The organism is Phenylobacterium aquaticum (assembly GCF_947378715.1).
GTDB classification, from domain to species: Bacteria; Pseudomonadota; Alphaproteobacteria; order Caulobacterales; family Caulobacteraceae; genus Phenylobacterium; species Phenylobacterium aquaticum_A.
The window spans coordinates 1-11,518 of the sequence record NZ_CANCLE010000131.1; the positions used below are offsets into that span (position 1 = coordinate 1).

The 11,518-nt window shown below is 67.7% G+C and carries 12 protein-coding genes; 8 read left to right on the forward strand and 4 right to left on the reverse strand.

Annotated elements, in window-relative coordinates; all coding sequences use genetic code 11:
• Positions 1 to 84: 84 nt before the first annotated feature.
• Positions 85 to 924 carry an ATP-binding protein gene (locus Q7P21_RS15415; RefSeq protein WP_304177762.1) on the reverse strand — a complete coding sequence of 280 codons (840 nt, stop codon included), beginning with the start codon at positions 922 to 924 and terminating at the stop codon, positions 85 to 87.
• Between the two features lie 117 nt (positions 925 to 1,041).
• On the opposite strand from Q7P21_RS15415, the gene yajC reads away from it, so the two are divergent.
• The 6 genes from yajC (at position 1,042) to Q7P21_RS15445 (ending at position 5,796) form a co-directional block, all read left to right on the forward strand.
• On the forward strand, positions 1,042 to 1,392 hold the full coding sequence (yajC, locus tag Q7P21_RS15420) for a preprotein translocase subunit YajC (RefSeq protein WP_304177764.1): 351 nt from the start codon (positions 1,042 to 1,044) through the stop codon (positions 1,390 to 1,392).
• A gap of 25 nt (positions 1,393 to 1,417) precedes the next feature.
• Positions 1,418 to 3,013 (forward strand): protein translocase subunit SecD, encoded by a 1,596-nt coding sequence (gene secD / locus Q7P21_RS15425; protein WP_304177765.1) that lies wholly within the window; start codon positions 1,418 to 1,420, stop codon positions 3,011 to 3,013.
• A gap of 13 nt (positions 3,014 to 3,026) precedes the next feature.
• Entirely contained in the window at positions 3,027 to 3,971 is a 945-nt protein-coding gene (gene secF / locus Q7P21_RS15430) for a protein translocase subunit SecF (RefSeq protein ID WP_304172170.1), read from the forward strand.
• Between the two features lie 3 nt (positions 3,972 to 3,974).
• Entirely contained in the window at positions 3,975 to 4,334 is a 360-nt protein-coding gene (locus tag Q7P21_RS15435) for an Mth938-like domain-containing protein (RefSeq protein ID WP_304172172.1), read from the forward strand.
• A gap of 86 nt (positions 4,335 to 4,420) precedes the next feature.
• A complete protein-coding gene (locus Q7P21_RS15440) occupies positions 4,421 to 5,026 on the forward strand; it encodes a urate hydroxylase PuuD (RefSeq protein WP_304172174.1) in 606 nt (201 codons plus the stop codon).
• 62 nt (positions 5,027 to 5,088) lie between these two features.
• Positions 5,089 to 5,796 carry a squalene/phytoene synthase family protein gene (locus Q7P21_RS15445; RefSeq protein WP_304177767.1) on the forward strand — a complete coding sequence of 236 codons (708 nt, stop codon included), beginning with the start codon at positions 5,089 to 5,091 and terminating at the stop codon, positions 5,794 to 5,796.
• 1 nt (position 5,797) lies between these two features.
• Here Q7P21_RS15445 and trmFO read toward each other — a convergent pair whose 3' ends face one another.
• Entirely contained in the window at positions 5,798 to 7,198 is a 1,401-nt protein-coding gene (gene trmFO, locus Q7P21_RS15450; RefSeq protein ID WP_304177769.1) for a methylenetetrahydrofolate--tRNA-(uracil(54)-C(5))-methyltransferase (FADH(2)-oxidizing) TrmFO, read from the reverse strand.
• Between the two features lie 131 nt (positions 7,199 to 7,329).
• Here trmFO and Q7P21_RS15455 point away from each other — a divergent pair, with 131 nt between their 5' ends.
• Together Q7P21_RS15455 and Q7P21_RS15460 are read left to right on the forward strand one after the other, a co-directional pair.
• Positions 7,330 to 8,244, forward strand: coding sequence for a hypothetical protein (locus Q7P21_RS15455; RefSeq protein ID WP_304171895.1), 915 nt, complete (start codon positions 7,330 to 7,332; stop codon positions 8,242 to 8,244).
• A gap of 4 nt (positions 8,245 to 8,248) precedes the next feature.
• Positions 8,249 to 8,992: a hypothetical protein gene (locus Q7P21_RS15460; protein ID WP_304171897.1), complete on the forward strand. Its 744-nt coding sequence runs from the start codon at positions 8,249 to 8,251 to the stop codon at positions 8,990 to 8,992.
• Here Q7P21_RS15460 and Q7P21_RS15465 read toward each other — a convergent pair.
• Entirely contained in the window at positions 8,989 to 9,600 is a 612-nt protein-coding gene (locus Q7P21_RS15465; protein WP_304171899.1) for a glutathione S-transferase family protein, read from the reverse strand. The two genes, Q7P21_RS15460 and Q7P21_RS15465, sit on opposite strands and share 4 nt — an antisense overlap.
• A 136-nt stretch (positions 9,601 to 9,736) precedes the next feature.
• Positions 9,737 to 11,518, reverse strand: a 1,782-nt coding sequence (gene uvrA, locus Q7P21_RS15470) for an excinuclease ABC subunit UvrA (RefSeq protein WP_304177771.1), incomplete at its 5' end; no start/stop codon positions are given.

Genomic DNA, 11,518 nt, shown 5'->3' on the forward strand with positions numbered 1-11,518 from the left:
TACCCTCTCCCCGCAAGGGGGGGAGGTGCGCGAACCTGCAATCGCCGAATTTTGCAACAGTCCCCATGAAGGGGAGGGGGGGCTCTACAGCGGCAGGTCCTTGCCCAGTTCGCCCGCCAGATCGCGGATGAACTGCCAGGCGACGCGGCCCGATCGGCCGCCGCGCAGCTGGGCCCATTGCAGGGCGCGGCGCTCCAGGTCGGCGACGATCAGGTCATAGCGTCGCGCATAGGCCTCGACCGCCTCCAGATAGGTCGCCTGGTCCATCGGCGGGAACCCGATCCACAGGCCGAAGCGGTCGGAGACGCTGATCTCCTCCTCGGCGTCCTCGGCCGTGGCGATCAGGCCGCGATCCTCGGAATGACCGCGCGGCATCAGGTGGCGGCGGTTCGAGGTGGCCACGAACAGCACATTGGCCGGCGGCCCGGAGACCCCGCCCTCCAGGGCCGACTTCAACGCCTTGGCCGCCGCCGCACCGTCCTCGAAGGACAGGTCGTCGCACAAGACCACGAAGCGTTCGGGCCGGGCGCGCAGCAGATCGAACAGCGGCGGCATGGCCGAGACCTGGTCGCGGTCGACCTCGACCAGCTTCAGATCGGGGTGATCGGCGGCCACGGCCATGAAGGCGGCCTTGGAGATCGAGCTCTTGCCCGTGCCGCGCACGCCCCACAGCAGGACGTGATTGGCCGGCCTGCCCTCAGCGAACCGCTGGAGATTCTTCAGGAACTGGCCCTTCTGGCGCTCCACCCCCACCAGGGCGTCGAGGGGCAGGGGATAGTCCGGGGCCGCCACGAAGCCGCCGGTCGCCGGATCATGGCGAAAGAGCAGGGCCTCGCCGAAGCTTGGCGGGGGCGGCGGAGCCGGCGCCAGGCGCTCCAGGGCGTCGGCGATCCGGTCGAGGACGGGTTTCAACGGGTGTTCCATGGCGCTGCTGCTTAGCGGCAGGCGGGTTCCATTGCAAAACGGAGGGCGAACGCATAGCTTCCGCCGACTTGAAAAACGGGCCCGTCGCGGCGCCCGTCACCGTGCTTCGGAGAGGCCATGTTCGCCACCCCCGCTTTCGCCCAGACCGTTGGCGGCGCCGCCGCCGCCGGACCGCAGGAAATGCTGATGCAATTCCTGCCCCTGATTGGCCTGGTCGTGCTGTTCTATTTCCTGATGATCCGCCCGCAGCAGCAGCGGGCCAAGCAGCATCAAACCACCCTGGCCGCCCTGAAGCGCAATGACACGGTCGTCCTGAATTCGGGCGTGATCGGCAAGGTCGTGCGCGTCGAAGACAAGGAAGTCGGCCTTGAGATCGCCACTGGCGTCACCATCAAGGTGGTCAAGGGCATGATCGCCGAGGTCCGGGTGCGCGGCGAACCCGCCCCGGCCAACGACTCCAAAGCCTGACCCGCACCACGCAAGGCCCCCCTAGATGATCGCTCCCTCCCGCTGGAAGACGATCGCCGTGGTGATTTCGATCATCTTCGGCGTTCTGTTCACCCTGCCGAACGTTCTCCCGCAGAACATGCGAGACGCCCTGCCGGGTTTCCTGCCGAAGAAGACGCTCAACCTGGGGCTCGACCTCCAGGGGGGCTCCTATCTGCTGCTCGAGGTGGACACCAAGGCGCTGCGCGTCGAGAAGCTCACCAATCTGATCGAGGACACCCGCACCACCCTGACCGAGGCCGGCATCGATTTCAGCGGCCTGGGCCAGGCCCAGGGCGTGGTCTCGGCGCGGATTTCCGATCCGGCCAGGATGAATGAGGCGCTGAACGCCGTCCGCAAGGGTGTCGGCTCGCAGATGAAGACCGGCGGTCGCGACGTGGCGATCAGCACCGGGCCCGACCAGACGATCCGCATCTCCCTGGTCGAGCAGGCGATGACCGCCGAGGCCGGCAAGGCCGTCGACCAGTCCATCGAGATCATCCGCCGCCGGATCGACGCGCTCGGCACCAAGGAGCCGGCGATCCAGCGTCAGGGCATCGACCGCATCGCCATCCAGGCGCCCGGTGAGAGCGATCCCGAGAAGCTGAAGAACATCATCGGCCAGACCGCCAAGCTGACCTTCCAGATGGTCGACGATTCGGTGACGGTGGCTGAGGCCTCCCAGGGGCGCACGCCTCCGGGCTCCATCGTGCTGCCCAGCGGCGATGACTATGCGCCCGCCTATGTGGTCAAGAAGCGCGCCCTGGTGACCGGCGAAATGCTGACCGACGCCTATCAGGTGTTCGACCAGCAGTCGGGCGGCGCCGCCGTCCACTTCCAGTTCAACAGCCAAGGCGCCAAGCGCTTCGGCGACGCCACCAGCAACGGCATCGGTAAGCGCTTCGCCATTGTCCTCGACGGCAAGGTGATCTCCGCGCCGGTCATCAACAGCGCCATCACCGGCGGCTCCGGCCAGATCACCGGCAACTTCACGCCGGAGAGCGCCAACAACCTGGCCATCCTGCTGCGGGCCGGTGCGCTGCCGGCGCCGTTGATCCCGGAACAGCAATCGACCGTGGGTTCCGAGCTCGGGGCCGACGCCATCAAGGCCGGCGCCATCTCGCTGGCCATCGGCGGCGGCGCGATCCTGGTGTTCATCATCCTGGCCTATGGCCTGTTCGGGGTGTTCGCGGCCATCGCGCTCATCGTCAACGTGCTGCTGATCTTCGGCTTCATGTCGATGACCCAGAGCACGCTCACCTTCCCGGGCATCGCCGGCCTGATCCTGACGCTCGCCGTCGCCGTCGACGCCAATGTGCTGATCTATGAGCGGGTGCGCGACGAGGCCCATGCCGGGCGAACCCCGCTCGCGGCCCTGGAACACGGCTATCAGCGCGCCCTGGTCTCGATCATCGACGCCAACATCACCAGCGCCATCTCGGCCCTGATCATGATGGGCTTCGGGTCCGGCCCGATCCGCGGCTTCGCGATCACCCTGCTCACCGGCGTCGTCTCGTCGGTGTTCACGGCGGTCATCATCACCCAACTGCTCATCGGCTTCTGGTATCGCGCCACGAAGCCGAAGACGCTGCCGATCGTCTAGAGGCTCACCGACCATGGCCTGGCCCCTGATCCGCACGCTCCCCCGGGAGTTCCACTTCAACTTCGTCGGGCTTGCGCCCTTCGCGGCGATCTTCTCCGCGCTTTTGATTGTCGGCTCGGGCGTGTCCTTCGCCGTCCAGGGCATGAACCTCGGCATCGACTTTGTCGGCGGCACCCTGATCGAGGTGCAGACCACCGGCCCCGCGCCCATCGCCCAGCTGCGGGCGACGCTGGCCCGGGTCGGCGGCGAGGACGCCCAGGTCCAGGGCCTGGGCGGTCCGAACGGCGCCATGCTCCGCTTCCGGCCGCACGAGGGCGTCAGCGCCATCGACGCGACCGACACGGTGAAGAGGGAACTGACCAAGACCTTCCCCGGCATCCAGTTCAAGCAGGTCCAGACCGTCGGGGCCAAGGTCTCCGGCGAGCTGATGAAGTCGGGCTTCATGGCGCTCGGCATCGCTCTGCTGCTGATGCTCGGCTACATCTGGTTCCGCTTCCAGCTGCAGTTCGGCCTGGGCGCGGTGGTCGCCGTCCTCCACGACGTGCTGCTGACGCTGGGCCTCTTGTCGGTCATGCAGCTGGAGTTCTCCATGACCTCCATCGCCGCCCTCCTGACCGTCATCGGCTACTCGATGAACGAGAAGGTCATCACCTTCGACCGGCTTCGCGAGAACCTGCGCAAGTACAAGACCACCCCGCTCGGCGAGGTGATCAACAAGTCCGAGAACGAGCGTCTGTCGCGGACCCTGATCACCGGCACCACGGCGATCCTGGCCCTGTCCGGCGCCCTGTTCCTGGGCGGGCCGGTGCTGTTCCCCCTGGTCTTCACCATGGTGTTCGGCATCATCATCGGCACCTATTCGTCGGTCTATGTCGCCCTGCCGATCATCCTGCTCTGGGGTGTGCGGCGCGGCGATGAAGAGGCGACGCCGCTCAAGCCGGCCAACGCCCGGTCCTGACCCATGGCCCGCAACGCGCCTTCGGTGGACGCCTATGGGGACGGCGGGTTCCGCCTCTCCGGCGCGCGCCACGAGGGCTCGGTGCTGATCGTGCAGGACCAGGCGCGGCCCTGGTCCGTGCGCAGCCTGGCGGAGTTGACGCCCGAAAGCCTGGCCGAGGTCATCGCTCTGGGCCCCCGTGAGGTGGAATTCGTGCTGCTCGGCGTGGGGCTGACCAACGCCCAGCCGCCGCGCCCGGTGCGCGAGGCCCTGGCCCGGGCGGGCATCGGGCTGGAGTTCATGGACACCGCCACCGCGGCCCGGACCTACAACCTGCTGACGGCCGAGGGGCGCCGGCTGGCGGCGGCCCTGATCGCCATCTGAGATCGCCCATCAAGCGCGGCTTCCCGCCTCAGCCGAAACGCCCTATAGCAGGGGTCACAGGGCAGGACACTTTTGAGGGCGCATACATGGCCGGACTACTCTCCAACCTTCGCAACACCATCATCGCGAGCTCGATCCTCGCGCTGATCATGATCGCGGGCTACCTCTCCCATAACGGGGCGGCCGACGCGATCTTCTTCCAGGGCGTCTTCCGCTTCCTGCACGTGCTGTGCGGGATCATGTGGATCGGCCTCTTGTACTATTTCAACTTCGTCCAGATTCCGCAGATGGCCCAGATCCCGGCCGAGCTGAAGCCGGCCGTGTCCAAGTTCATCGCCCCCGCGGCGCTGTTCTGGTTCCGCTGGGCGGCGCTGTTCACCTGGGTCGCCGGCATCATCCTCGCGATCAACCGCGGCTATCTCTTCTCGGCGTTGACGCTTGGCGTGACCGAGGGCTTCTCGGTGCCGCAGCACACCTTCATCGGCGTCGGCATGTGGCTGGCCACCGTGATGTTCTTCAATGTCTGGGTGTTCATCTGGCCGAACCAGAAGATCGCGCTGGGCATCGTCGAGGGCGACGCGGACGCCAAGGCCAAGGCCGGCCGGACCGCCATGCTGTTCTCGCGGACCAACACCCTGCTTTCGATCCCGATGCTGGTCACCATGACCATGAACCAGACCATCTTCGGCTGATCCGAATTCCAGGATAGAACCGGAAGGCCCGCCCCAACCGGCGGGCCTTTTGCGTTTCAGACATGACCGACTCAAGCCCCGACGCCATTCTCCCGGTGGAAGACCTCGACGCCCAGCTGAAGCGGGTCGATCCCGACCGCTGGCTGTCCAGCCGTTTCATCGCCGACACCCAGGCCCGCGCCGACGTCGCGGCGATCTACGCCTTCGACCACGAACTGGCCCGTGCGCCCAAGGTGGCCAGCAATCCGCTGCTGGGCGAGATCCGCCTGACCTGGTGGCGCGAAGTGCTGGACGAGGTGTTCGAGGCCCGGCCGGTGCGCCATCACCCCACCGCCCAGGCCCTGGCCATGGCCGTTCGCCGCCACGCCCTGGCACGCGCGCCGCTGGAGGCGATGATCGACGCCCGCTATCGCGAACTTGATTCGAAACCCATGGAGCTGGCCGAGGCCCTCGACTGGGCCCGCGACACCGGCGGGGCGGCGGCCCAGGTGGTGGCCCAAGTGCTGGATCCCGGCGCGAACCTCGCCAAGGCCTCCGCAGGCGGTGAAGCCTGGGCCATAGGTCGGCTGATGGGCACGGCCGGTCTCACGGGCCCCGAGGCGGCGGCGGCCCTGCGCCAGGCCCTGGCCGGAACGGGCGGCCTTTCCGTCGCGGCCTTCCCGGCGGTCGCCCACGCCACCCTGGCCCGAGTCCGCGCCAAGGGCCGTCGCCCGTCCGATCTCGGCGCCCAGTTGCGTGTGCTCTGGGCGGTGCTGACCGGCCGGGTCTGACCTATTCCGCCGCCAGAGCCGGGGGACCCTCGACCCAGGCGGCGAGGTCGGCGAGCGCGCGTTCGCCCACCGCCAGCTTCTTGTTGCGGCCCTTTTCCTTGGCCCCCAGGCGGCGGCCGTCGGCGTCGCGCTTGGCGACCTCCATCGGCGGGATCAGGCCGTAATTGATGTTCATCGGCTGGAAGCTGCCCTTGCCGCCTTCCATGTGACCGCCGGTGATGTGGCCGATCAGGGCGCCCAGGGCCGTGGTCGGCGGCGGCGGACTGATCGGCTTGCCCATCCGCTCGGCGGCGGCGAAGCGCCCGGCCAGCAGGCCGACAGCGGCGCTTTCCACATAGCCCTCGACCCCAGTGACCTGGCCGGCGAAGCGCAGGCGCGGATCGGCCTTCATGCGCAGCTGGGCGTCCAGCAGGCGCGGACTATTGAGGAAGGTGTTGCGGTGCAGGCCACCGAGGCGCGCGAAGACCGCCTTCTCAAGCCCCGGGATCGTCCGGAAGATATCGGCCTGGGCGCCATGCTTCAGCTTGGTCTGGAAGCCGACCATGTTCCACAGAGTGCCGAGCGCGTTGTCCTGGCGCAGCTGGACGACGGCGTAGGCCTTTTCCTGGGGGTTGTGTTCGTTGGTCAGGCCGACCGGCTTCATCGGGCCGTGGCGCAGGGTCTCGCGACCACGTTCGGCCATCACCTCGATCGGCAGGCAGCCGTCGAAATAGGGGACATGCTCCCAGTCCTTGAACTCGGCCTTGGGGCCGGCCAGCAGGGCGTCGATGAAGGCCTCGTACTGGTCCTTGTCCATCGGGCAGTTGATGTAGGCCGCCGCGTCGCCGCCGGGCCCCTCCTTGTCATAGCGCGACTGGCGCCAGGCCACGCCCATGTCGATGGACTCGAAGTTCACGATCGGCGCGATGGCGTCGAAGAAGCTCAGCTGGCCTTCGCCGGTCAGCTGCAGGATGGCGTCGGCCAGGGCCGGGGAGGTGAGGGGGCCGGTGGCGACCACCACGCTGTCCCATTCGGCCGGCGGCAGGCCGGCGATCTCCTCGCGCGCGATGGTGACCAGGGGATGGGCCTCGAGCCGGGCGGTGACCTCGGCGGCGAAGCCCTCGCGATCGACGGCGAGCGCGCCGCCGGCCGGCACCTGGTGCTGGTCGCCGGCCGACATGATGATCGAACCCAGGCGGCGCATCTCAGCATGCAGCAGCCCGACCGCGTTGGCGGTCCAGTCATCGGCCCGGAAGGAGTTGGAACAGACCAGCTCGGCCAGCGATTGCGTCTGGTGGGCGTCGGTGCCGCGCACGGGGCGCATTTCGTGCAGGATGACAGGGACACCGGACTGGGCGATCTGCCAGCTGGCTTCCGAGCCGGCCAGGCCGCCGCCGATGACATGAATGGGTTGGATGCTCATGCGTGGCTAACTAGCAACGATTGGCCGGCTTCGCGAGCAAGGCCTTGCGGGCGAAGGGTCGCGGACCCTAATTTCGCGTCAGAAGCAGCGGCCGACTCGTTCCACATTTTAATGCCGGCCAGGATATTGAAATGACCACCCTGTCGGCGACCGATGTCGCCCTCGAAGGTTTCCGTGTCACCCGCGAGAACCCTCGGACTTTTCTGATCTGGAGCGGGTTCTCCTTCGCGGTCAGCATCGTCGGCGGACTGCTCACCATTTCACTGGGCGATGAGGCGCGCGTCGCCTTCGGGGTGATCAGCGGCAAGGAACAGCCGGACCTCAACGGCCTGTGGAAGGCGGTGGAGACCCTGAGCCCACTGCTGATCATGGGGCTGGTGGTCCAGTGCATGACGGTGGCGGCGGTCTATCGCATCGTCCTGCGCCATGCCGACCATGGGTTCGGCTATCTGAAGCTGGGCATGGACGAGGTGCGGCTGATCCTGCTGACCCTGATCTATGTGGTGATCGGCATGGTGCTGCTGACCCTGGTGTCCCTGGCCGCCGCCCTGGTGGCCCTGGCGGTGTCGGCGGCGGGCCAGCAAGTGGCCATACTGGTCGGCCTGGGGGCGGAGCTGTTCGCCATGGGGCTGCTGGCCTTCATCGCCGTTCGCCTCTCGCTCGCGCCGGCCATCACCTTCGCCGAGAACCGCCTGGCGATCTTCGAATCCTGGAAGCTGACCCGGGGCCATGCCGGTAAGCTGGCCGGGGCCTATGTCCTGGCCATCGCCTGCATGGTGGTGGTGATGCTGCTGGCGCTGACGGTGTTCACGGCCGTGGCCGCCGTGCTGACCGGCGGCGACATGGAGGCGGTGGGCAAGGCATTGACCCCCGACCAGAGCTCGCTGGCCGCCTATTTCACCCCCTGGACCATCGGCTACCTGCTGTTCGCCGCCCCGCTCTCGGCGGTCTGGTACACGGTCGTCGCCGCCCCGGCGGCCGTGGCCTATCAGGTTCTGTCGGGTCGGCCTCCGGAAACGGACGAACCGGCCGTGGCCGCCGTCTAGGCCCATGGCCGCCTTCCACGCCTCGATCGCCGCCGCCCAGGGCTTCGACCTGATCAAGCGCGAGCCCCGCGCCGTCGCGGTCTGGGTGGTGATTTCCGCCGCCGCCGCCGCCCTGCTGGTCTGGGCCGCGGGCCAGGGCGCGGCGATCCACATGAGCGCAATCGCCGTCAATCTTCTGGTCGGCCTGGCGATCAGCGCCGGGGCCTATCGCGCCTGGTTGCGGCCGGAGGAGCGGCGCCTGGCCTATTTGCGGCTCGGCGCGGATGAGCAGCGGCTGCTGACCGTCTCCGTTGTCACCCTGGCGCCCGCCCTGCTGGTCGTGGCGCCGATGACCCGGTTCGCGCCGGGCCCGCCGGTCCTGGCCGGCGCCCTGGTCCTGCTGGCGATCTGGGCCTGGTTCGCCCTGCGTCTGTTCCTGGCCGGGGTGATGAGCTTCGACCAGCGGGCTCTGCGCCTGCGCGCGGCCTGGAGCCTCAGCCGGGGCCTGGTCGGCAAGCTGGTCCTGTCGATGTTGCTGGTGCTGGTGTTCCTGGTGCTGGCCGCCATGGGCCTGGGGATGGTGTTCCTGATCATCAGCGTCCTGATGACGGTCGCCACCGGCCAGAAGTCGCTCGCGGAGCTCGGTCCGGTCGCCAACCTGGTCAACGCCGCCCTCCAGGGGGGTCTGAGCGCCATCGGCCTGACCCTGATCGCCGGGGTGGCGGTCACCGCCTATCAGGCGGCGACCGCTCCCGTGGAGACCGTCTAGGCGTCGGCGCTGGGCCGGGCCTTAATCCGGGCCCGCCAGGCCACCAGGTTCTCGAACTCGTCTGCGACCGGCAGGCCGATCCAGTCGGCGAAGTCGACGGTCGAGAGCAGGCAGATGTCGGCCATGGTCAGGCTGTCGCCGACCACGAAATCATGACCGCCCAGCTCGCGGTTCAGCCACTTCTGAGCGCCCATATAGGTCGCGCGGTTCGACTCGCCGAAGTCCTTATATTGGGTCAGCAGGGCGGCGGTGCGCGGGTGGGCGTGACGCCAGAACTGGCCCACCGGCGTCATGACCGCGAACTCGATCCGGCGGATCCACATGTCGACCTGAGCGCGCTCCACCGCCGAGGTTCCGAACAGCGGCGGGGAGGGGTGGGTCTCTTCCAGATAGCGGCAGATGGCGACGGTCTCTGAAATACAGGTCCCATCGTCCAGCTCCAGGGTGGGGATCTGGCCGAGCGAATTCTTGGCGCGGAATTCCTCGCTCTTATGTTCGCGCTTCATCATGTCGATCTTGGTCTCGGGCAGATCAATGCCCTTCTCGACCAGGAACATGCGCACGCGGCGCGGATTCGGCGCCGGCATCGGCGCGCCGTACAGGATCATGGACGTCCTCCCAATTCTTCAATCTATGCCGGGAGGCTATTTCAAACGGTTGTTTGGGGGAAGGCCGCGCACAATCTAATTCCTCTCCTGCGGAGCGGGAGAGGAGGCGCCCACAGAGCGCCTCGGCGAAGCCGCCTCAGGCCCCGATCCGTTTCCGGCGTTCGCCGCGCCGCTGGGCGTGGCGGTCCAGCAGTTCGGCGAGATAGCGGCCGGTCCAGCTGCGGGGATTGGCGGCGACCTGTTCCGGCGTGCCGGTGGCGACGATCTCGCCGCCCCCGTCGCCGCCTTCGGGGCCGAAGTCGACCAGCCAGTCGGCGGTCTTGATGACATCGAGATTGTGCTCGATCACCACCACCGTGTTGCCTTGGTCGACCAACTCGTGGAGCACCTCGAGCAGCTTCTTGATGTCCTCGAAATGCAGGCCGGTGGTGGGCTCATCCAGGATGTAGAGCGTCTTGCCGGTCGCCCGCCGCGACAGCTCCTTCGACAGCTTCACCCGCTGGGCCTCGCCGCCCGACAGGGTGGTGGCCTGCTGGCCGACCTTCACATAACCCAGCCCGACCTGCTGCAGGGTGGCCATCTTTTCGCGCACCGGCGGCACGGCCTTGAAGAACTCAAAGGCCTCGTCGACCGTCATGTCGAGCACGTCGGAGATCGACTTGCCCTTGAACAGCACCTCAAGGGTCTCGCGGTTGTAGCGTTTGCCGTGACAGACGTCGCAGGTGACATAGACGTCCGGCAGGAAGTGCATCTCGATCTTGATCAGGCCGTCGCCCTGGCAGGCCTCGCAGCGGCCGCCCTTGACGTTGAAGCTGAACCGTCCAGGACCATAGCCCCGGGCCTTGGCCTCCGGCAGGCCGGCGAACCAGTCACGGATCGGCTGGAAGGCGCCGGTATAGGTCGCCGGGTTCGAGCGCGGGGTGCGGCCGATCGGCGACTGGTCGATGTCGATGACCTTGTCGAACTGCTCCAGCCCCTCGATCCGCTCGTGCGGGGCCGGGGCGTCGGAGGCGTTGTGCAGCCGGCGCGCGGCGGCCTTGTACAGGGTCTCGATGGTGAAGGTGGACTTGCCGCCGCCGGACACCCCGGTGATGCAGGTAAAGGTGGCCAGCGGGATCTCCGCCGTGACGTTCTTCAGGTTGTTGCCGGTCGCCCCGATGACCCGCAGCACCTTCTTCTTGGAGATCGGCCTGCGGTCCTGGGGCACCTCGATCTCGCGGACGCCGGACAGATACTGGCCGGTGATGCTGGCCGGATTGGCCATGATGTCGGCCGGCTTGCCCTGGGCGACGATCTCGCCGCCGTGCACGCCGGCGGCCGGGCCCATGTCGATCACATAGTCGGCGGTGAGGATCGCCTCTTCGTCATGCTCCACCACCAGCACCGAGTTGCCGAGGTCGCGCAGGCCCTTGAGGCTGGTGAGCAGGCGGGTGTTGTCGCGCTGGTGCAGGCCGATGGAGGGCTCGTCCAGCACATAGAGCACGCCGGTCAGGCCCGAGCCGATCTGGGAGGCGAGGCGAATGCGCTGGCTCTCGCCGCCCGACAGGGTGCCGGAGGCGCGGGCCAGGGTCAGATAATCAAGGCCGACGTCGCGCAGGAAGGTGAGGCGCTCGCGGATCTCTTTCAGAATGCGCACGGCGATCTCGTTGCGCTTCTTGTCGAGGCGCTTGGGCAGGTCGGTCGCCCATTGCACCGCGTCCTTCACGGAGAGTTCGGAAATCTCGCCGATGTGGTGGGTGTCGATCTTCACCGCCAGCGCCTCGGGCTTCAGGCGGAAGCCGTTGCAGGCGGCGCAGGGCTTGGCGGACATGTAGCGGGAAATCTCCTCCCGCGCCCATTCGCTTTCGGTTTCGAGATAGCGGCGCTCCAGATTGCTGACCACGCCCTCGAAGGGCTTGCGCACGTCATAGGCGCGCAA